General features: G+C 67.8%; 20 protein-coding genes and 1 pseudogene. 7 read left to right on the plus strand and 14 right to left on the minus strand.

Annotated features, from left to right (window positions below; all coding sequences use genetic code 11):
- Positions 1 to 4 precede the first annotated feature (4 nt).
- The 3 genes from CPH63_RS15570 to CPH63_RS15580 all read left to right on the plus strand — a co-directional run bounded on the left by CPH63_RS15570 (position 5) and on the right by CPH63_RS15580 (position 1,992).
- Positions 5 to 538, plus strand: a complete 534-nt coding sequence (locus CPH63_RS15570; RefSeq protein ID WP_096303776.1) for an RNA polymerase sigma factor — start codon at positions 5 to 7, stop codon at positions 536 to 538.
- Between the two features lie 2 nt (positions 539 to 540).
- Complete coding sequence (locus tag CPH63_RS15575; protein WP_096303777.1) at positions 541 to 1,449, plus strand: anti-sigma factor; 909 nt, start codon at positions 541 to 543, stop codon at positions 1,447 to 1,449.
- Positions 1,450 to 1,557: 108 nt separating this feature from the next.
- Entirely contained in the window at positions 1,558 to 1,992 is a 435-nt protein-coding gene (locus tag CPH63_RS15580; RefSeq protein WP_096303778.1) for a VOC family protein, read from the plus strand.
- Positions 1,993 to 2,062: 70 nt separating this feature from the next.
- Here the strand turns inward: CPH63_RS15580 and CPH63_RS15585 are convergent, their stop codons facing one another.
- From CPH63_RS15585 to CPH63_RS15595, 4 genes and pseudogenes are all read right to left on the minus strand, one after another.
- The gene (locus CPH63_RS15585) at positions 2,063 to 2,872 is read right to left on the minus strand and encodes a DUF1295 domain-containing protein (protein WP_096303779.1); all 810 of its coding nucleotides are present in this window, start codon (positions 2,870 to 2,872) and stop codon (positions 2,063 to 2,065) included.
- Positions 2,872 to 4,170, minus strand: a complete 1,299-nt coding sequence (locus CPH63_RS23775; RefSeq protein ID WP_172892317.1) for a cyclopropane-fatty-acyl-phospholipid synthase family protein — start codon at positions 4,168 to 4,170, stop codon at positions 2,872 to 2,874. The genes CPH63_RS15585 and CPH63_RS23775 overlap by 1 nt, the downstream gene beginning before the upstream one ends.
- Before the next feature lie 84 nt (positions 4,171 to 4,254).
- Positions 4,255 to 4,980 (minus strand): annotated as a pseudogene (locus CPH63_RS23780) (DUF1365 domain-containing protein); the annotation flags it as partial.
- Positions 4,932 to 6,191 (minus strand): NAD(P)/FAD-dependent oxidoreductase, encoded by a 1,260-nt coding sequence (locus CPH63_RS15595; RefSeq protein ID WP_197704377.1) that lies wholly within the window; start codon positions 6,189 to 6,191, stop codon positions 4,932 to 4,934. The pseudogene CPH63_RS23780 and the gene CPH63_RS15595, both read right to left, overlap by 49 nt.
- A gap of 29 nt (positions 6,192 to 6,220) precedes the next feature.
- Here CPH63_RS15595 and CPH63_RS23440 point away from each other — a divergent pair, with 29 nt between their 5' ends.
- Positions 6,221 to 6,343, plus strand: coding sequence for a hypothetical protein (locus CPH63_RS23440; RefSeq protein ID WP_256385791.1), 123 nt, complete (start codon positions 6,221 to 6,223; stop codon positions 6,341 to 6,343).
- 353 nt (positions 6,344 to 6,696) lie between these two features.
- A complete protein-coding gene (locus tag CPH63_RS15600) occupies positions 6,697 to 7,383 on the plus strand; it encodes a CPBP family intramembrane glutamic endopeptidase (protein WP_096305187.1) in 687 nt (228 codons plus the stop codon).
- On the opposite strand, the gene CPH63_RS15605 is transcribed toward CPH63_RS15600, so the two are convergent.
- From CPH63_RS15605 to CPH63_RS15620, 4 genes are all read right to left on the minus strand, one after another.
- On the minus strand, positions 7,370 to 8,404 hold the full coding sequence (locus CPH63_RS15605; protein WP_096303782.1) for an LLM class flavin-dependent oxidoreductase: 1,035 nt from the start codon (positions 8,402 to 8,404) through the stop codon (positions 7,370 to 7,372). The genes CPH63_RS15600 and CPH63_RS15605 overlap by 14 nt on opposite strands.
- A 35-nt stretch (positions 8,405 to 8,439) precedes the next feature.
- Positions 8,440 to 9,756 (minus strand): SPFH domain-containing protein, encoded by a 1,317-nt coding sequence (locus tag CPH63_RS15610; RefSeq protein ID WP_096303783.1) that lies wholly within the window; start codon positions 9,754 to 9,756, stop codon positions 8,440 to 8,442.
- A 118-nt stretch (positions 9,757 to 9,874) separates the two neighbouring features.
- Positions 9,875 to 10,345, minus strand: a complete 471-nt coding sequence (locus CPH63_RS15615; protein ID WP_096303784.1) for an NfeD family protein — start codon at positions 10,343 to 10,345, stop codon at positions 9,875 to 9,877.
- 25 nt (positions 10,346 to 10,370) lie between these two features.
- Entirely contained in the window at positions 10,371 to 11,204 is an 834-nt protein-coding gene (locus CPH63_RS15620; protein WP_096303785.1) for a DUF3097 domain-containing protein, read from the minus strand.
- Positions 11,205 to 11,327: 123 nt separating this feature from the next.
- Here CPH63_RS15620 and CPH63_RS15625 point away from each other — a divergent pair, with 123 nt between their 5' ends.
- Entirely contained in the window at positions 11,328 to 12,146 is an 819-nt protein-coding gene (locus CPH63_RS15625) for a hypothetical protein (protein ID WP_096303786.1), read from the plus strand.
- Between the two features lie 5 nt (positions 12,147 to 12,151).
- Here CPH63_RS15625 and CPH63_RS15630 read toward each other — a convergent pair whose 3' ends face one another.
- From CPH63_RS15630 to fabG, 3 genes are read right to left on the minus strand one after another with little or no spacing between them, the layout of a single operon-like run.
- Positions 12,152 to 13,246 (minus strand): ferrochelatase, encoded by a 1,095-nt coding sequence (locus CPH63_RS15630; RefSeq protein WP_096303787.1) that lies wholly within the window; start codon positions 13,244 to 13,246, stop codon positions 12,152 to 12,154.
- A complete protein-coding gene (gene fabI, locus CPH63_RS15635) occupies positions 13,247 to 14,011 on the minus strand; it encodes an enoyl-ACP reductase FabI (protein ID WP_096303788.1) in 765 nt (254 codons plus the stop codon).
- 42 nt (positions 14,012 to 14,053) lie between these two features.
- Entirely contained in the window at positions 14,054 to 14,758 is a 705-nt protein-coding gene (gene fabG / locus CPH63_RS15640; RefSeq protein WP_096305188.1) for a 3-oxoacyl-ACP reductase FabG, read from the minus strand.
- 150 nt (positions 14,759 to 14,908) lie between these two features.
- Here fabG and CPH63_RS15645 point away from each other — a divergent pair, with 150 nt between their 5' ends.
- The gene (locus tag CPH63_RS15645; protein ID WP_241895680.1) at positions 14,909 to 15,814 is read left to right on the plus strand and encodes an NADPH:quinone oxidoreductase family protein; all 906 of its coding nucleotides are present in this window, start codon (positions 14,909 to 14,911) and stop codon (positions 15,812 to 15,814) included.
- Between the two features lie 38 nt (positions 15,815 to 15,852).
- Here CPH63_RS15645 and CPH63_RS15650 read toward each other — a convergent pair whose 3' ends face one another.
- Genes CPH63_RS15650 through CPH63_RS15660 form a run of 3 tightly spaced genes read right to left on the minus strand, consistent with a single transcriptional unit; the run spans position 15,853 to position 18,847 of the window.
- Positions 15,853 to 16,809, minus strand: a complete 957-nt coding sequence (locus CPH63_RS15650; RefSeq protein ID WP_096303790.1) for a VWA domain-containing protein — start codon at positions 16,807 to 16,809, stop codon at positions 15,853 to 15,855.
- Positions 16,806 to 17,783: a DUF58 domain-containing protein gene (locus tag CPH63_RS15655; RefSeq protein WP_241895681.1), complete on the minus strand. Its 978-nt coding sequence runs from the start codon at positions 17,781 to 17,783 to the stop codon at positions 16,806 to 16,808. Before CPH63_RS15655 ends, CPH63_RS15650 begins: the two co-directional genes overlap by 4 nt.
- Positions 17,780 to 18,847 carry a MoxR family ATPase gene (locus CPH63_RS15660; protein ID WP_096303792.1) on the minus strand — a complete coding sequence of 356 codons (1,068 nt, stop codon included), beginning with the start codon at positions 18,845 to 18,847 and terminating at the stop codon, positions 17,780 to 17,782. Before CPH63_RS15660 ends, CPH63_RS15655 begins: the two co-directional genes overlap by 4 nt.
- Positions 18,848 to 18,975 lie beyond the last annotated feature (128 nt).

An 18,975-nucleotide genomic window follows, 5' to 3' on the forward strand; every position in this document is an offset into this window, starting at 1 on the left:
GAGTATGGAGACCCAGCTCGCCGAGATCGGTGGTCGGCTCGCCTCCGGGCAGCCAGACGCCCTGGAGGACTGCTACCGCACCCTCGGCCCGCTTGTGGTCTCCTACCTCGGTCGGTATGTGCCCCAGTCGGATATCGACGATGTGGTGCAACGCGTCTTCTACGAGGTGTGGCGCGTCCACGACCGCTTCGATCCGAATCGCAGCCTGCGGGGTTGGGTGCTGGGGATCGCCAAGAAACGGGCCATCGATCACCTGCGCAAGCGCCGGGATTCGGTGGTACCGCTCGATGCCGTCCGCGAGATCACCGGCGACGACGGCCGCGAATTCGCCGAGCGGATGGTCTGGGCCGATGAAGTGCGCACCGCACTCGCACAACTGCCTGACGTGCAGCGGCAGGTCATTCAGATGGCCTATTACGAGGGATACACGCAGTCCGAGATCTCGACCGCGTTGGATACCCCGATCGGCACGGTGAAGACGCGGACGGCACGCGGGCTTCAGCGCCTGGCCGGTCTGCTCGAGAAGGACGGGAGCTGACGATGACCGAGCACATCTTCGACGAACTACCCAGCCTCTTGAGTGGGCAGTCCACACAGGCGGAGTTGATGTCCGCCGCGGCGCATCTGCGTGGCTGCACCGACTGCCAACAGGAGCTGATCAACGCACTGGTGGCGCACGCCTCCTTGAGTTCGGCCGCCCGCTACACCCCTGGCGTCATGCCGACGGTCCTCACTCATGTCTCACAGTCCGGCTCGCTACTGGACGCGGATCTGATCGGCGAGTCGTCGAATGTATCGGATGAGACAGCGGCCGACTCGAAGGACGACTCGACGGGCGACTCGGGAGACGGCTCGGAAGACGGCTCGAAGGCGTCACCGGCCCGGCTGCCGGACCTCTCAGCGCTCTTCGCCGCGGTTCGGGAGGAGGCAAACCAAGCAGCAGAGGTTCAGGACTCCCGCGGGTTTGAGGCCGACGAGGACAGCGACACGACCGACACCATCACCGACATCGATACCCGGGCCACGAAGCGCCGCCGATTCTCAGGACGCTGGCTGGTTGCGGCAGCGGTGATCGGTCTCGGGGTCGGCAGCGCTGGAGTGCTCGCCGCCAAGGACGCGCACACAACCGCGAACAGCACCACGGTGGCCCTCGCCGCCTACGACACCGGGTCGGAGCCCGCAACGGCGAAAGTGATCGGCGGCGACGACATGAAGCTGGACGCTTCGGCGTTGCCGAGCCCGGGCGGCGGAGCACTCTACGAGGTGTGGCTGACCAACGCGGCCCGCACGAAGATGCATGCGCTGGGCTGGATCGGCCCGGACGGCAAGGGTGAGTTCACCGTGCCGCCGGAGCTCATGGGTGAGTACACCGCGATCGAGGTAAGCGTGCAGAAGATCAACTCCTCCTACGACTACTCCGGCACGAGCGTGCTGCGCGGCACTTACTAGGCCGACTGGGCCGACTGGGTCGACTGGGCCGACTGGGCCCCGCCGCGATAGCCGCACAGCGGCTGGTCGAGGGTCGTGTCACTGAAGTCACCGGTTCATACTCTACTGATGGGCGTTCAATTTCAGGTGACGTTTGACAGTGCCGATCCGGCGGCGCACGCGCGCTTCTGGGCTGAAGCGCTGCACTATGAGCTCCAGCCGCCCCCACCCGGATTTGCCTCGTGGGAGGCTGCGCTGGACGCGTGGGGGGTGCCTGTCGAGGAGCGCAACGACCGCTCGGCGATCATCGATCCAGCTGGAGTCGGGCCACGGGTGTTCTTCCAGCAAGTGCCCGAGCCGAAGACGGCCAAGAACCGGGTGCACCTGGACCTACGGGCGGCCGAGGGGCTGGCCGGCGAGGCCCGTCTGGCGGCCCTGGAGCAGGAGTGCACTCGACTGGTCGCGCTCGGCGCCAGCCGGGTTGCTCGCTTCGAGCCCGACCCGGCGTCCGGTGGCCATATAGTCATGCGCGATCCGGAGGGCAACGAATTCTGCCTGGACTGACCTCACCGCTGCCGGTCAGACCACAGCCCAGCGCTCGAGCGTGACCACCGAACGCGATTTCAATGCGATTTCAGGTGGTGGCGCTCTTCTTGCGCGGCGGCAACGGTATGAATCCGCTGGTCCGGGCTGCGTAGTCGTCCCAACCGGCGCGCTTGCTCATGTGCCGCTCCAGGATGCGGGCACCCGAACCCTTGGTCAGCAGCAGTGTCATGCCGATCGGGCAGACGATGGTCAGCAGCACGGGCCAGCTGCCCAGCGCGACCAGGAAGATTCCCCACCAGACGCAGGCATCGCCGAAGTAGTTGGGGTGGCGGGTGTAGCGCCAGAGACCGCTCTGGATCAGCTTGCCCTTGTTGGCCGGGTCGCGGCGAAAGCGCTGCATCTGAGCGTCGCCGACACCTTCGAAGAAGACTCCGAGCAGCCAGAGCGCGACGCCGATCCAAGCCGTCGGCGGCAGCGAGGCTGACTGGTAGGCGCCGACTTGAATCGGGGCCGAGATCAGGAACGCCAGGACGCCTTGCAGCAGGTAAATCATGCGCAGGGCGTACAGGTCGGGATTCCCCGGAGCCTTCGCCAGCAGCTCCACATAGCGAGGATCCTCCGGTTTTCCCACCGTTCTGCGGGCGATGTGAATCGCCAGCCGGCCGCCCCAGAAGACCGGCAGCACCAGCAGCAACCAGCGCCGGGCCGCATCGCCGTGGCCGCTGGAGCAGAGGAAAGTGACGATCGCGATGACGGCGAAGAGCGCGCCCCAGGCGGTATCGATGACACTGTGCTTGCCGACGATCCGCGCCACCGCAAACGTGACGAGCAGCACGACGGCGACGCTCAGCGCGCTGAGCAGCAGCCCAACGACGAAGGGCCCGGTGGCGAAGACCATCAGCGAGCCCAGGGACGATCTGCCGGCATGCCGCTCGCTCCCTCGCTGCTGGCCCGGACGGCCAGAATCTGATCGACGCCCATCCGGCCCTCCTCGAAACTCAACGCACCGCCGACGAGGTACAACCGCCAGACCCGGGCGACCTCCGCCCCTACGAGGTTTACCACGTCGTCGTAGCGCTGTTCGAAGCGATCCATCCAGCCGGCCACGGTGCGGACGTAGTGCTCACGCATCGCCTCCACGTCGCGAATCTCCAAGCCGGCCGACTCGAGGAAGCCGAGCGTCTCGGCCAGTGGCCGCATGTGCATGTCGGGCGCGATATACGACTCGATGAAGGCGCCTCCGCCGGGCGCGGTGCCGGCCGGTCGAGACATCTGCTGCAGTAGCAGTCGGCCGGTGGGGAGCAGATGGTCATGCAGGGTTGCCGCGTAGACCCCGTAGTTCTGCTGCCCGACGTGCTCGCCCATCTCGATCGAGCTGACCGCATCGAAGGTCTCACCGGCCGGGATCTCGCGGTAGTCCTGCAGCCGCACGGTCACCAACTCGGCGACTCCGCGCTCGGCGACCCGCTTCGCGATGAAGTCGCGCTGCTGCTCGGAGAGGGTCACCCCAGTCGCCCGTACGCCGTAGTTTTCGGCCGCGTGCAGAATGAGCGAACCCCAGCCACAGCCCACGTCGAGCAGCCGCATCCCCGGCTTCAGGTCAAGTTTGCGGCAGATGAGATCAAGCTTCGCCCGCTGCGCGCTCTCCAGCGACTGATCGGGCTCCAGCGACTGATCGGGCGAGCTGAAGTAGGCCGAGGAGTAGGCCATCGAGTCATCCAGCAACAACTGATAGAACTCATTCGAAAGGTCGTAGTGGTGGGAGATGGCCTCCCGGTCACGGCGCCGACTGTGCAGCCGGCCCGCCAACTTCGCCTCTGACCTCGGCGCGGCCGGCCGGAGGCCGATGATCCCCAACGAGGCCGCACTGCGGGCCGCGCGCAACCGGGCGGAGAGTCCGAGGGAGATCGTCTGCGCGCTGTCGCGGCGAGCGGCTCGCCAGGCCTCACGGAATCCGTCCACGATGTCACCGTCCACGTCGATGTCGCCGGTGACATAAGCGCGAGCGAGGCCGAGCTCGTTGGGGCTCCAGAGCAGGCGCCGGAGCGCTCGCCGGTTCCGGATGACGAGCACCGGTGTCTGTGCCGGTCCCGCCTCGCTTCCGTCCCAGGCCCGGATGCGGACCGGCAGTTGCAGACCGGCTACGTCGTGGACGATGCCGGCGATTCGATCGGCGGGGGTGTGGCGAGCGGACATCTGGTTCTCCTCAGAACGGACGGCGCGAGACGGCAGCGGACACGGCGAGCCTGTGCGCGGGTCATTGGGTGCCGGTGGGCGATCGGCGACGCGAAGACCCTTGAGATACAGGCGGATTCCGTGCAGTTGAATCAGCGCTCGCACGCGCCAGGTCTCGAAGGGACGCTGGGCGACGGCCCGAAGAACTGCGGTCGTGGTCACCGGTCGTCCGGTGCCGCGCAGCGATGCGGTGAACGGCGGCTGACCTTGCCGATGAAGGGTCACGGTGATGCTCAGCCGCTCGCGAGGTTCCGGCACACTCATCTGGTAGTAGCCGTCGACCGGATAGAACGGCGAGACGTAGAACCGCTTCTCCACTTCGGTCCGTCCGGCGGCGTCCACCTGCAGCAGGTAGCGGTGGCGCTCGGAGTAGGTGTTGTGCACCTCGGCCACGACGGCCCGAAGCGTGCCGTCGTGGTCGTGACACCAATACAGGGTCAACGGGTTGAAGACGTAGCCGAGGCTGCGGGCGTTCGTCAGCATGGTGATCGCTCCCCCACGCAGATCGATCCCACTGTCGGCGAGGAACGCGTCGATGTTGGCCCGGAGGCTCGTTCCGCCGCCGACGTGATCCTCGGCCCGAAACTGAGCGAGCAGCCGTATCGGCCACGGCAGCCGGGGCAGATCGTCGAGGTCGACGAACCACTGGTAGCTACGGTGACGCACCTGGTGACGCACCGGGGCGGACCGGACGTGGTGGATGTCGACCCGGAAGAGCGAGTTCACCACTCGACCCCCAGCGAGCGGGCGGCCTCGACACCGGATCGACATCCGTCTTCGTGGAAACCCCAGCCGTGATAGGCCCCGGCGAAGGCGAGTACAGAATCGTTGAGCTCGGGCAGCCTACGCTGCGCGGCCACCGAATCAGTCGTAAAAATAGGGTGCTCATACTCCATCGTGGCCAGCACCCGGGCCGGATCGACGCGGGCCGCCCCGTTCAGGGTGACCACGTACTGCTCGTCACTGTGCAGCCGCTGGAGCCGGTTCATGTTGTAACTGACATTCACCGCCCCGGCCCCGGCCTCGCAGCTGGGCAGGTAGTAGTTCCACGATGCCTGGGCCCGACGGCCACTGGGAAGGACGGAGGTGTCAGTGTGCAACTGGGTCGGATTGCGGGTGTAACCGATGCTTGCCAGCAGTTCCCGCTGCAGCGCGGTCGCGTCGGTGAGCATGGTGAGTGCCTGATTCGGATGGGTGGCGATCACCGTGGCGTCGAAGTGCGCGACCCCGTCGTCGGCGTCACGAATCTCGACTCCGTCGGGCCGGCGGCGCACCGAACGCACCGGGGTCGAGGTCTGCACGGCTCCGATTCCCTTTGCTACGCGCTCCACGTAGCGGGCCGATCCCCCGACGACGGTCTGCCAATTCGGCGAGCCGGAGACGCTGAGCATCCCGTGGTTGTCCAGGAAGGCGAAGAGGTAGCGGGCCGGGTACTGGCCGGCAACCGACGGCGCACACGACCAGACGGCCGACACCAGCGGTGTGACGAAGTGGCTGACGAAGTAGCCGGTGAACCCCTCGGCGGCCAGGAAGTCGGCCAGTGTGAGTCCGTCGTCGGCCGCAGCGAGAACAGCCCTCGCGCCGCGATGGAACCTGGTCACTTCGGTCAGCATCCGGAGATAGCGGGGGCGAAGTGCTGTACGCGCCGATGGGAAGATTCCGGATACGCCGCGGCCGCCGGCGTACTCCAGTCCGCACTGCCCGCAGCTGATGGACATGCTCATGTCCGACTCCTGCGTCGCTACGCCCAGCTCCCGAAACAGGCGGCGCAGCAGCGGGTAGGTCCGCTCGTTGTGCACGATGAAGCCGGTGTCGATCGACAGGGACCGGCCGGTCGGATCCAGCAGATCGTGGGTGTCGGCGTGCCCGCCGAGACGTGCGTCGCCTTCATAGAGCGTCACGTCGCAGTCTCGCTGTAGAACGTAAGCCGCAGTCAGCCCGGCTACGCCGCCACCCACCACCGCTACTCTTCGCCGCTGCACTGGACCTCCGAGGCGCTGCGAGGTGCCCCATGCCGGCACCCGTCTATCCGCTATTCGTGCCGGCGGCGGCGTTCGGTTTCAGCGTCGTCCGGACGTTGCTGCGAGCTGATGCCGGGAGCTACCGGGACAAGGTCTCAACCGGCCTCACGTGAGGCGGGAGATCAGAATATGTGCCGCAGATTAGCCTCGGACAAAGGCGAAGGGAAGGGGCGAACACGCGGGAGGGATGTGTGCTCGCCCCTTCGATATCAAGTGTAATCCACCGCTATTCGGCCTCTGTCAGTAGGTAGTTGCGTCCGTAACTAGATCACCGACGGCAACTGGACGTGCTCACTGCGAACCCGATTTCCACGCTACACAGCATGTCCTCAAGGCGAGTGGGGCCAGCTGCCCGGGGTGTCTGGTGCAGACTGAACCGGTGACCGCGCCGACACCGACGACTGCCGAGCAGCGGCCGCCCCGCTATGGCCTCGAGGTCATCGCGGTGCTCGGGGTGTCCCTGGGGATGTCGGGCATCTACGCGCTGCTGTACCTGATACGGGCCGAGATCACCGTGAAGGGTGGCATCTCAGCCACCACAGCCACCGTCGTCTCCGGCTCCAACAGCGACTACCCGTGGCTGGATCTGCTTGACGGCCTAGCCGATGTGCTGCACGGCCTCTTTCCGGCGATGCTGGCGCTGGTACTACTGGCGCGCGAACCGGGTCTGCGGGCCATCGGCTGGGATACTCGGCGGCTCGGCCACGACGTTCTCGTCGGTGTCGGCTTCACCGCCCTGATCGGTCTCCCCGGACTGGCCCTCGTGTGGACGGCGCATCAGCTCGGTCTCAACGCCAGTCTCCAGGTCGTGGACCTCCCCGACGTCTGGTACCGGGTGCCGCTGCTGCTGCTCTCGGCCGCTCAGAACGGCATCCTGGAGGAGATCGTTGTAGTGGCGTACCTGCTCACCCGGCTACGTCAAATGGGCTGGTCTGACTCCAGGGCGCTCACCACCCAGGCCGTGCTGCGGGGCAGCTACCACCTGTACCAGGGATTCGGTGGCTTCCTCGGCAACCTGGTGATGGGACTCATCTTCGGATGGTGGTTCCAGCGGACCCGGCGCGTGCTGCCGCTGGTCTTCGCCCATACCTTGCTGGATGCCTTCAGCTTCGTCGGCTACATCTACCTCCACGAGCACGTCAGCTGGATCTGAGCAGCTCCGGCTCGGCTTCGACCTGCGACGCGTACGTCTGGGCGAGGATCTCCAGCGTGCGCACTCGATGGGCGACGTCATGCGCGTGGACGGTGACCATCAGCTCGTCGGCTCCGGTATCGGCCACCAACTTGTCGAGCTTTGCCGCGACCGTGATCGCCGACCCGACGGCCGAAGTGGCGAGGCGATCCTCGGCCAACAGTCGTTCCTGGTCACTCCACGGATGGGCCTTCGCCTCGGCCACGCTGCGCAACGGGCGACGGACGCCGCGACGGATCTCGGCCCACATCAGCGCCGCCGGCAGCGCGATCTCCTCCGCCTCGGCGTCAGTGGGCGCGGCGATGACCGAACTGGTGATCAGGACGTGCGGCTGGTCGAGGGATTCCGACGCCTTGAAACGCTGCCGATAGAGCTCGACGGCCGGCACGGTGTTCTCGGCGCTGAAGTGATGGGCGAATGCGTATGGCAGGCCCAATGCGGCCGCGACGACAGCACTGGAGAGGCTGGAGCCCAGCACCCAGACCTCGGGCGCGGAGACCGGCAGCGGGGTCGCCGCGATGTCGTCGGTCGCGCTGGATGCGCTCAGCAGCGCCCGTACGTCCAGGATGTCGCTGAGGAACTCCTCCAGGCCGCCGGCCGCCGGATTGCGGCGCAGTGCCGCCGCGGTGTGTGGGTCGGTGCCCGGCGCACGTCCGAGGCCGACGTCGATGCGGTCGGGGTGTAGCGCCTCCAGCAGCGCGAACTGCTCGGCCACGACCAGCGGCGAGTGGTTGGGCAGCATCACACCACCCGAGCCGACGCGAATTCTCGACGTAGCCGCGGCCAGATGCGCGATGAGAACGGGTGGCGCCGTCGACGCGACCCCGGCCATGTTGTGGTGCTCGGCCACCCAGAACCGGGAGAACCCCAAGCGGTCGGCCGCCTGCGCCAGTTCGGTGCTGTTGTGGAGGGCAACTGAGGAGGTCTGTCCAGATCCCACAGTGGCCAGGTCAAGGACGGAGAGAAGCGGTCGTGGAGTCACTCCGACGTAACGATAGGAGTGCCGGGCGAATTCCGTCAGAACGCGGTCGACGGCGGCGCCGGGGGCGGCGGGCTCTGCGGCGGCTTCTGCAGGTAGGGCGGAACCGGTGGCTCCGCCGCCTCCGACGCGGTCCCCTCGGACGCGGTCCCCTCGGACGCTGTGCCCTCAGGCTCCGCAGCCGAGACTGGCACAGCCGGAACAAGCGGGCTGGCCAACCCGAATCCAGTCAGTCCCTCCCGGGCCAGCAGCGAGTCGCGATCGGTGTCGGAGGCGCGCAGATTGGCGGCCTCAGGCTGCGCTGCGGCCGGCGGCAGATTCGAGTCGAACCAGCCGGAGGTGTCCATCGGTGGCGCCGGAGTCTCGGCCGGGCCGCCCGGGGTCGGCGGCGGGGTGAGCCAGGAGGGTGCGTCAGGACCGCCTTCGCCGCCGGCCAGCTGCGCGATCCCCTCGATCGCCTTGCTGAACTCGCTCGGCACGATCCACATCTTGTTGGCGTCACCCTGAGCGATCTGCGGCAGCGTCTGCAGATACTGGTAGGCCAGTAGGGCGGCGTCCGGTTTGGCCGCATGAATGGCGCCGAAGGTCGTCTCGATGGCCTTGGCCTGGCCCTGCGCGCTGAGGAAACGCGCAGCGCGATCGCCCTCGGCCCGCAGAATCCGCGACTGCCGCTCCGCCTCCGCCGACAGGATGGCCGCCTGCTTCTTCCCCTCGGCCGAGAGGATCTGGGCCGCCTTCTCACCCTCAGCCGTCTTGATCGCCGACTCGCGGGCCCCTTCGGCGGCGAGGATCACCGCGCGCTTGGCCCGATCGGCCCGCATCTGCTGCTCCATCGCGTCCTGGATCGACAGCGGCGGATCGATCGCCTTGATCTCAACGCGGGCGACACGGATGCCCCACGGACCGGTTGCTTCGTCGAGAACGGCCCTCAGCTGCGTATTGATCGAGTCCCGGCTGGTCAGCGCCTGCTCCAGGTTGAGGGCGCCGATGACGTTGCGCAGCGTCGTGATCGTCAGCTGCTCGACCGCCTGGATGTAGTTCTGGATCTCATAGGTCGCCGACCGGGGATCGGTGACCTGGAAGTAGATCACCGAGTCGACGGCGACGGTGAGGTTGTCGCTGGTGATCACCGGCTGGGGCGGGAAGCTCACGACCTGTTCGCGCAGGTCGATCAGCGGGCGCATCCGGTCCACGAACGGAATCAGCACGGCCACGCCCGGGCCCTGGGTGCGGATGTAGCGACCGAGACGCTCGACCACCGCGCCGCGAGCCTGCGGAACGATTCGAACACTGCGCACAAAGAGAATCACCAATACAAGCGCAATGATTATCCCGCCAATGACGGCCGCATTCATCTGATCGCCCTCCCGCTAACACTCGCAGTAACACTCGAAATCGGACTCGTCCCACCACGCATGGCGGCGGCCGCCCGTTGACCGCTGCATAGTCTGCACCACAGCCCTACGACGCGGTTCACTGCGTCGGATCGAGCGGCTGCGCCGGCTTCGCCGCGAACTCCGGAGGTGCCCAGACTACGGCGGTCGCGCCGGAAATCTTCATCACCTGCACCGTCTGACCGGCCTCGATCACCTGGGCCTCGTCGAAGGCGCGGGCCGTCCACTCGCCGCCGTTCAGCCGGACCAGCCCACTCTCTGCGCTCACTCGGGTCAGCACGACGGCGTTCTTCCCGATCAGCAGATCGACTCCGGTGGGCTGACCGCCGCGCTGCAGATGCCGTTTGGCGATCGGGCGCACCAGGAAGAGCATCGAACCGCCGACGGCAAACGCGACCACGAACTGCACGGCGACCGGCAGTCCGACGAGGGCGCAGATCGATCCGGCGAGGGCGCCGGCCGCGCACATGGCGAGAACCAGATCCATCGACATCGTCTCGGCCGTGGCCAGCACGGCCGCCACGATCAACCACACCAACCAAGCGGGCATGTTCCCAATAGTGGCACAACACCGGCTAGCCGGTGACGAAGTCGATCAACTCCTCGACGGCCCTCAGCAACGGCACCTCGACATCGACGTAGCTGTTGACGCCGCCGAGCACCTTCCGCCACATTTCGCGGGGGTTGCTCTCACCCAGAGCGGCGCAGATACCGTCCTTCCAGTTCACCCCGCGAGGGACCGTCGGCCAGCTCTGAATACCCAGCGCCGACGGCTTCACCGCCTGCCACACGTCGACGTAAGGGTGACCGGTCACCAGCACGTAGGGGTTGGTCACGCCGGCGACGATGCGGCTCTCCTTGCTGTTCGGCACTAGATGATCGACCAGGACACCGACCCGGCGCCCGGGGCCCGGGGCGAACGTCGCTACCTCAGCGACCAGATCGTCGATGCCACCCAGTGGTTCGACCACAATGCCCTCGATACGCAGGTCGTCGCCCCAGATGCGCTCGACCAGGGCTGCGTCGTGAACCCCCTCCACCCAGATCCGGCTGGCCTTGGCCACCTGCGCCCGCACCCCGGCGACGGCGATCGAACCGGAGGCGGTCCGGGACCGCACAGCACCGGATGCCGGCTTCGGCGTCACCGGTTTGACGAGGGTCACCAGGACTCCGTCGATCATGAATGCGGCTGGAAGCATGGCGAAGACCCGGCGCTTGCCACTTCGGTCCTCCAGGGTGACGGTGGTGCGCTGCTCACCGGCGTCGATGGCATTGCCGTGGGCGACCACCGCGCCGCAGAAGGCGCCGTCGGCCGTCTCGACGACGAGGTCGAGGTCGGCTGCAACTTCGGCCACCTTCGGGCGCCGACGGGAAGGCTCGGCGAGGACGTCGTCTGGGTATCTGGACATCGTTCGACCCTATTTGGCGCGGCGTCGATATCGGCGCCAATCCGGTCGACGTTTCGTTCGTTTCGCAGACTTCTCGCCAGCCGCCTACCCTGTTGAGATGCGCGCTATCGATCGGACCCGGCGGTGAGCCTCCCCGCGAGTGGGCTGCTCTGCGCCTGGGCCGCCTCGTGGCTGCACGGCGAGAGCGCGGCCGACGAGGTGCTGCGGGCCAGTCTCGGCGGGCACCTGCGCCAACTCGTGCAGCCCTCCGCGCCGCAGTCCGCGGGTGCCTTCACCGCCGAGGATCTGCTGCCCGGCACCGAAGAGGCGCATACCCGCTTCGCCACCGTGACCCCGACATCGATGGTCGACGTGCTCAGTGCCTGGCGTCGCAGTGGGGCTTCGGTGCGCTGTGTCTTTCCCGTCCCCGGTGACGTGCGCGGGCTGCCCGGGCCGGCCGCTTTCCGCGACGCGGCACTGCGCGCCGGTGAGGCCGTCTGGTGTGCTGATCTAGGTCTGGTTCCAGAACTCGAGGAGACCTCGAGCAGCAGCGGAGCGACGCTGGTCTGGCGCTCCTACCCCCTCGCCTCAGCCCCGATCGACCCCGTCCCGATCGCGGATGCCGCGTACGCACTCACCGAAGCGATCCGGGAGACCGCCTCGACCCTCGCCGCCGCCCAGGTGGCGAGCCGGAGCGCGCGCACCGACGCCGCACTGCGCAGTTGGCGCGGTGGCCAGACTGAACTAGATCTTCCTCCGTCCTTCCCGCCGCGTGCGGTCTCGCTCGTCGCCCAGGCGGAGCGGCTGCACCAACTACTGCAGATCGTTGCTCTGGATCCGGTCGGCGGGGGTGTCGACACCCCCGCGATACAGCTGCGTGAGCAGGCCCTGCAGCCCCTCGTCGAGGCAGTCCGCCGGGCTCGGGTCGCGGGGTACAACGCGCTCACCGAACGGGACTCCTAGCCGACCTAACCGCGGGTTACTTCGGTCGGCCGCGCGCTAGTCGTCGGGCGTCCGACTCGCGCCGGAGCGGGGCAGCAGAACGCCGGGCACTCCAACCCGCAGATGCCGAGCGACCCGAGATGCGGCCGCGCCGCGTCGGCGAGAGTTCCCTGCGCGTCGGCCGTCCGCTGCTCCAGCACCAGGTCGCAGACCATCGCGACGAAGGCCGGATGAGTTCCGGCGCAGGCCGCCCGGGCGAACTGCAGGCCCAGCTCTCCGGCCGTCTGGGCGGCTTCGTTGTCCAGATCCCAAGCCACTTCCAGGTGGTCGGAGACGAAGCCGGTCGGGCTGACCACCACCGCCTTCTCCCCCGACTCGGCGAGCCGTCGCAGATGGTCGTTGATGTCCGGTTCGAGCCACGGGACCTGAGGCGGCCCGGAGCGCGACTGCCAGACCAGGTCGAAAGCGGCGCCCGCACCCCGAATCTCCTCGGCGACCAGGCGAGCCGTCTCGCGTTGCTGGGACAGATAGAGGCCGCCGTTGGGGCCGGCCGATTCGTTCATCGACACCGGAATGGAGTGCGCGGTGAAGACCAGGCGGGCCGAGTCGGCGACGGCACCCGGCAGGGTGGCCAGCGCTGCCCGTACCCCGGCGGCGTTTGCCTCGATGAAACCGGGATGGTCGAAGTAGTGACGCAGCTTCACCAGCTCCGGGGCGCCGGGCGTCGCGGCCACGGCGTCGCCAAGGTTCTCCCGGTACTGCCGACAGGCTGAGTAGGAGCCCGTGGCACTGGTGGCGAAGACCAACGCCCGTCTGATCCCGTCACCGGCCATCTCGGCCACCGCGTCATTCAGGTACGGCGCCCAGTTGCGATTTCCCCAGTAGATCGGAAGTTCGATGCCCCGCTCGTCGAATGCGTCGCGGAGCGCGTCAATGAGGGCGCGGTTCTGGCCGTTGATGGGCGACACGCCGCCGAAGTGCGCGTAGTGGGCGCCGACCTCGACCAGACGCTCATCGGGGATGCCGCGGCCCCGGGTGACATTGCGCAGGAAGGGCAGAACGTCGTCTGGACCCTCCGGGCCGCCGAAGGAGAGCAGCAGCAGCGCATCGAACTGCGTCACCTACACCCCCATCGCGTGGAACCCACCGTCGACGTGGACGATCTCGCCGGTGGTCGAGGGCAACCAGTCGGACAACATGGCCACCGCAGTGCGGGCAACGGGTTCGGCGTTGGTGTTGTCCCAACCGAGCGGTGCCCGGCCGTTCCACGCGTCCTCGAACTGGCTGAATCCCGGGATGCTCTTGGCCGCCATGGTGCGAATCGGGCCGGCGGCGATGAGGTTCACCCGAATCTTGCGCGGGCCGAGTTCGCGGGCCAGGTAGCGCGACGCCGACTCCAACCCAGCCTTGGCCACACCCATCCAGTCGTAGGCCGGCCACGCGACGGTGGCGTCGAAGGTGAGACCGAGCAGCGATGAACCCTCACTCATCAGCGGCAGCGCGGCGACGGCCAGCGACTTCAGTGAGTAGGTCGAGACCTGAACCGCCGTGGCGACGTCCTCCCACGGTGCCTCCAGGAAGCCCCCGCCGAGGCAGCTCGCCGGGGCGAAGCCGATGGAGTGCAGCACTCCGTCCAGGCCGTCGACGTGCTCACGTACCCCGTCGGCCAGGGCGGCCAGCTGCTCGGGATCGGCGACATCCAACTCCACGACCGGGGCCGGCTTCGGCAGCTTCGCGGCCACCCGCCGGACCAGGGACAGACGCCCGAACCCGGTGAGCACGACCTCCGCTCCCTGCTCCTGGGCCAGTCGGGCGACCGCGAACGCGATGGACGATTCCGTGATGACGCCGGTGACCAGGAGCCGCTTACCGTCAAGAATTCCCATATAAATGCTCCATTTCGGTGTGTGTTGCGACCGGCCTGCCGGTTAGTGACCCATGCCGAGGCCACCGTCAACCGGCAGCACGGCTCCGCTGATGTAGGCCGCGGCCGGACTGGCCAGGAACACGGCGGTGGCGGCAACCTCCTCGACGCTGCCGTAGCGGCGCAGCGGCACATTGGCGATGATTTCGCTGCGCCGCGCGTCGCTGAGTTCGGCCGTCATATCGGTGTCGATGAATCCGGGCGCGATGACGTTGGCGGTGATGTTGCGCGAGCCGAGCTCTCGGGCGACCGAGCGGGCCAGGCCGACGAGACCGGCTTTGGAGGCGGCGTAGTTCACCTGCCCGGCCGAGCCGAGGAGGCCGACCACCGAGCTGATGAAGATCATCCGGCCCGCTTTGGCCTTGAGCATTCCGGGGGTGGCCCGCTTGGCCACCCGGTAGGCGCCGGTGAGGTTGGTGTCGAGGACGGAGGAGAAGGACTCCTCGGTCATGCGCATGAGCAGCGTGTCATCGGTGATGCCCGCATTGGCGACCAGCACCTGTACCGGGCCGAACTTCGCTTCGACCTCACCAAAGGCACGATCGACCGATTCGGCATCGGTGACGTCGCAGGCCACGGCGAAGAGGCCGTCCGGGGCCTCGCCGCTGCGGCTCGTCACCGCGACGTCGTCGCCCGTCTCCTGAAACGCCCTGGCGATGGCCAGGCCGATGCCCCGATTTCCGCCGGTAACCAGCACACGTTGACCCACCCCGATCACGGTAGTCGATACAGGCGGTGACGAGACGCACCGGATGTTTCCGGCCGGTAGCTTCTTTCCGAACCTTGAACGGCACCTGTAGCTTCGGTAACTATGCGAGGAATCGAGTTAACGGAATTCGGCGGACCCGAGACCCTGAAGGTGAGCGAGCTGCCGGACCCGGTGCCGGGCCCCGGTGATCAGGTCCTCGACGTCCTGGCCGCCGGCGTCAACTACGCCGACACCCACCAGACCGAGGACTCCTACCTCGCGAAGCAGTCGCTCCCGCTCATCCCGGGCAGTGAGGTGGTGGTACGCGCCCCGGACGGGTCGCGGCTGCTGGGCTTCGTCGCCGGCGGCGGGTATGCCCAACGAATTGCTGTCAATCCAGATCATCTCTTCAAGATTCCCGACGCGGTCAGCGACGCGGACGCCCTGACGACGCTGGTGCAGGGGGCGACGGCCTGGCATCTGCTGCGGACGAGCGCTCATCTGGCCGAGGGTGAGTCGGTGGTTGTTCACGCTGGGGCCGGGGGCGTCGGCACGATCGCCATTCAGCTGGCCAAACGATGGGGCGCTGGCCGGGTCATCGCGACCGCCTCCAGCGAGGTCAAGCGGGCGCTGGCCCGCGAGCTCGGCGCCGACGTGACCGTTGACGCGCACGCCAGTGATCTGACTGCGGCGCTGCGCGAAGCCAACGGCGGTCGCGGCGTGGACGTCGTCCTCGAGATGACCGGCGGCAAGGTCTTCGACGACAGCCTCAAGGCGCTCGCCCCGCTCGGCCGGCTGGTCGTCTTCGGAATGGCCGGACGCACCCCGCCAACCGCGGTTGTGCCGGCGACGTTGATGGGGCGAAGCACCGCCGTGATCGGGTTCTGGCTGGTGCACATCGCCCAGCGCCCTGCCCTCATGGCCGAGGCGGTGAACGGCCTTCTACAGCTGCTGGCCAACGGTGAACTGAGGGCGATCGTCGGCGGCACCTACTCGCTGGAGCAGGCGGCCGAGGCCCACGGAGCGCTACTGGACCGCTCTTCGGTCGGCAAGCTCGTCATTGACCCTTGGCTTTAGACACCGCTAGCTGGGTCAGATGTTGGTCGGTGACCGGCTCAGGCGAGCCGCCCGCCCCACAGCAGTGACGCGGCGCTGGCCCCGAAGAGGAGTAGCAGGCCGAGCAGCATGAAGCGCCAGCTCACCACCTTGTGACTGGTGGTGTAGCCGATCTGCGAGCCGATGTTCTGGTACACCTGACGCAGCTCTTCAGCCGAGGCTGCGGTGTGGAAGGTGCCCCCGGTGTCGTCGGCGACGGCTTTGAGCGTCGCTTTGTCGGCGGGAACGGGGATCGTCTCGCCCTGCACGGTGACGGTGCCGGAGTCGGTGCCGAAGGCGATCGTCGACACCGCGACTCCGACGCTCTTGGCGGCCTGCGCGGCGTCGAGCGGGTCGCGCCCCTTGGTGTTGCTGCCATCGCTCATCAGGACGATGCGGGCCGGCGCCGGCTTGTCGTTCTTGGCCGTGCTGGACTTGCTGAAGACGGAGATCGCGTCCAGGCAGGTGTAGATCGCCTCACCGATTGCGGTCGAGTTCTCCAGTTGGAAGCTGTCGATCGCCACCTTCAGGCTGTCGCGGTCGGTGGTCGGCGACACCGCCACGCTGGCGTTGCCGGCGAACTTGACCAGGCCGACGTTGATCCGGCTCGGCAGCAGGTCGACGAACGTTTTGGCGGCGGCCTTCGCGGCCTCGATGCGGTTCGGCAGCACATCGGTGGCCTGCATCGACTGCGACACATCGATCGCCAGCATCACGGTGGCTCGGTCACGCGGGACCCGAACCGACGCCGTCGGCTGCGCGAGGCCGATCGTGAGGATCGCCATCCCCAGCAAAAGTAAGCCGAAGGTCAGGTGGCGGCGCCAGCCCGGTCGTTTCGGAGCGACGCTGGCCAGCAGTGAGACATTGCTGAAGCGAGCGGCGTACTTCTTGCGGCGCAGCTGGATAGCCACATACGTGACCGCGGCGGCCGCGACGAGCAGCAGGAGCAGCAGCCAGGCTGGGGAGAGGAACATCAGCGAACTCCGGTATCGGCGAGTAGATGCCGGCGGGCCAGCACAAAACGAACAATGTCATCGACCCAACTGCGGTCGGTCCGCAGCTGCAGATGGGCGGCGCCGACGTGGCGCAGCACGGTGGCGATCTGGGTGCGCTGCTGCTGCGCGGCCTCGGCGAAGCGGCGACGCACCTGAGCATCCGAGGTCTGCACCTCGAGCTGCTCACCGGTCTCGGTGTCCACGAACGTCACCATGCCGGCGGCCGGCAGCTCGAGCTCGCGGGGGTCGACGATCTCGATCGCCAGAAGTTGGTGGCGTCCGCTGAGCGCCCGCAGCGGGCGGGCCCACGACGACTGCGCGCCGTCGGGGAGTGAGGCGATCGCCGGGCCACCGGTGGCCGCGGTCGCGTCGAGAAAGTCGGAGAGGACGACGACCATGCCGCGCCGACGCGGCGGGCGCTGCAGCTGTTCGAGCATGCTGCCCAGGTCACCCCGGCTGCCTTCGCTGGCTCGCGGCATCCGGGCGATCGTGTGCACCAGGTTCCGGGCGTTCATCCGCCCCGGGAGGGCGGGGATCCGCAGCGTCGTCTCGCCGTTGCTGACGATCGCCCCCACCCGGTTGCCGTCACGGGCGGTGAGCTGGGTGATCGCGGTGAGCGCGGCCAGGACGAGTTCGCGCTTGTCACTGCGGGCTGTGCCGAAATCCAGGCTGGCCGACAGGTCGACCGCGAGCCAGGTCTCCAACTCCCGGTCGGCGATCGTCTGGCGTACGTGGGCCACGCCCGTTCGCGCCGTGACCGGCCAGTCCATCCGGCGGACGTCGTCGCCGCTGAAGTAGAGGCGAGACTCCCCCGCCTCGGTACCCGAGCCCGGGACCAGCCCGAGATAATTTCCCTGCAGTAACCCATCGAGCTTGTTGCGGACGGTCAGCTCAAGCCGGCGCAGTAGTGCGTCGGCGGCCTCGTCCTCAGTGGCCGATCGTTCGGCATCGCTCACGTGTTGCGTTCCCAGCTGTTCGGCGGCGGGGCGGGCTGCCCCGGCTGTCCGGTGGCGGCGTAGCTGGGGGCATACCCCGGCTGCGGAGCTCCGTTGGCCTGCGGGCCTCCGTTCGGCGGCGGCGGGCCAGGTCGGGCCGAGACCTGCGGCAGCGGCACCGTCTGCAGAATGCGGCGTACCGCGTGCATGGCCGGCACGCCGTCGGCGATGGCGTCGTAGGTGAGTACGAGGCGGTGGGGCAGCACGTCGGTGGCGACGTCCAGAATGTCCTGCGGAAGGACGTAGTCACGCCCGCGCAGGAGCGCGAGCGCGCGGCCGGCGGCGATGAGGCCGAGGCTGGCCCGCGGGCTGGCGCCATAGGAGATCCACTGGGCGACGTCCGGCATACCGTTGGCCGCCGGGCTGCGGGTAGCCAGCACGAGCCGCACCACGTAGTCGACGATCGCATGGTGCACGAAGACCTTCGCGGCCCGAGCCTGCAGTCGCTCCAGCTCGTCGGTGCCGATGACGGCGCTGGCGACGGGTGGGACCGACCCCATCCGGTAGATGATTTCCCGCTCCTCGGCGGCCGTCGGGTAACCGACGTTGATCTTCATCAGGAAGCGGTCGCGCTGCGCCTCCGGCAGCGGGTAGACGCCCTCGCTCTCGATCGGGTTCTGGGTCGCCAGTACCAGGAACGGCGTCGGGACCGGGTGCCTGACTCCACCGATGGAGACCTGCCGCTCGGCCATGACCTCCAGCAGTGCTGACTGCACCTTGGCCGGAGCGCGGTTGATCTCATCAGCCAGCACGAAGTTGGCGAAGACCGGTCCGAGTTCGGTGTCGAACTTCTCCGCACCCTGCCGGTAGATGCGGGTTCCGACGATGTCGGAGGGGACCAGGTCCGGTGTGAACTGAAGGCGGGCGAAACTGCCGCTGACGGTGCGGGCGAGGGTCTCGACGGCGAGGGTCTTGGCGACCCCGGGAACGCCTTCCAGCAGGCAGTGACCCTTGGCCAGCAGGCTGACCATCATCCGCTCGACCAACCGGTCCTGACCTACGATGACCCGCTTGATCTCGAACATGACGCGCTCAAGGGAGCTGGCGTCCGCGGCTGGGGTTCCGGCTGGGGCAACATGCGTCACGTACGTGGTCTCCTGAGTGGGCAGAACATGATTTGGGTGCCTGAGCGGCCACTCCAGGCTACGTGATC

It is taken from the genome of Jatrophihabitans sp. GAS493 (assembly GCF_900230215.1).
Classification (GTDB): Bacteria; Actinomycetota; Actinomycetes; order Mycobacteriales; family Jatrophihabitantaceae; genus MT45.

Excerpts from the sequence above, each read along its gene's own strand:
- CPH63_RS23440 (WP_256385791.1), top strand. The coding sequence starts at position 6,221 with ATGCCGGCACCCGTCTATCCGCTATTCGTGCCGGCGGCGGCGTTCGGT.
- CPH63_RS15660 (WP_096303792.1), bottom strand. The coding sequence starts at position 18,847 with ATGTTCGAGATCAAGCGGGTCATCGTAGGTCAGGACCGGTTGGTCGAG.
- CPH63_RS15610 (WP_096303783.1), bottom strand. The coding sequence starts at position 9,756 with ATGAATGCGGCCGTCATTGGCGGGATAATCATTGCGCTTGTATTGGTG.
- CPH63_RS15570 (WP_096303776.1), top strand. The coding sequence starts at position 5 with ATGGAGACCCAGCTCGCCGAGATCGGTGGTCGGCTCGCCTCCGGGCAG.
- CPH63_RS15600 (WP_096305187.1), top strand. The coding sequence starts at position 6,697 with ATGTCGGGCATCTACGCGCTGCTGTACCTGATACGGGCCGAGATCACC.
- CPH63_RS15615 (WP_096303784.1), bottom strand. The coding sequence starts at position 10,345 with ATGCCCGCTTGGTTGGTGTGGTTGATCGTGGCGGCCGTGCTGGCCACG.
- CPH63_RS15585 (WP_096303779.1), bottom strand. The coding sequence starts at position 2,872 with ATGGTCTTCGCCACCGGGCCCTTCGTCGTTGGGCTGCTGCTCAGCGCG.
- CPH63_RS15575 (WP_096303777.1), top strand. The coding sequence starts at position 541 with ATGACCGAGCACATCTTCGACGAACTACCCAGCCTCTTGAGTGGGCAG.
- fabI (WP_096303788.1), bottom strand. The coding sequence starts at position 14,011 with ATGGGAATTCTTGACGGTAAGCGGCTCCTGGTCACCGGCGTCATCACG.
- CPH63_RS23775 (WP_172892317.1), bottom strand. The coding sequence starts at position 4,170 with ATGTCCGCTCGCCACACCCCCGCCGATCGAATCGCCGGCATCGTCCAC.
- CPH63_RS15620 (WP_096303785.1), bottom strand. The coding sequence starts at position 11,204 with ATGTCCAGATACCCAGACGACGTCCTCGCCGAGCCTTCCCGTCGGCGC.
- CPH63_RS15580 (WP_096303778.1), top strand. The coding sequence starts at position 1,558 with ATGGGCGTTCAATTTCAGGTGACGTTTGACAGTGCCGATCCGGCGGCG.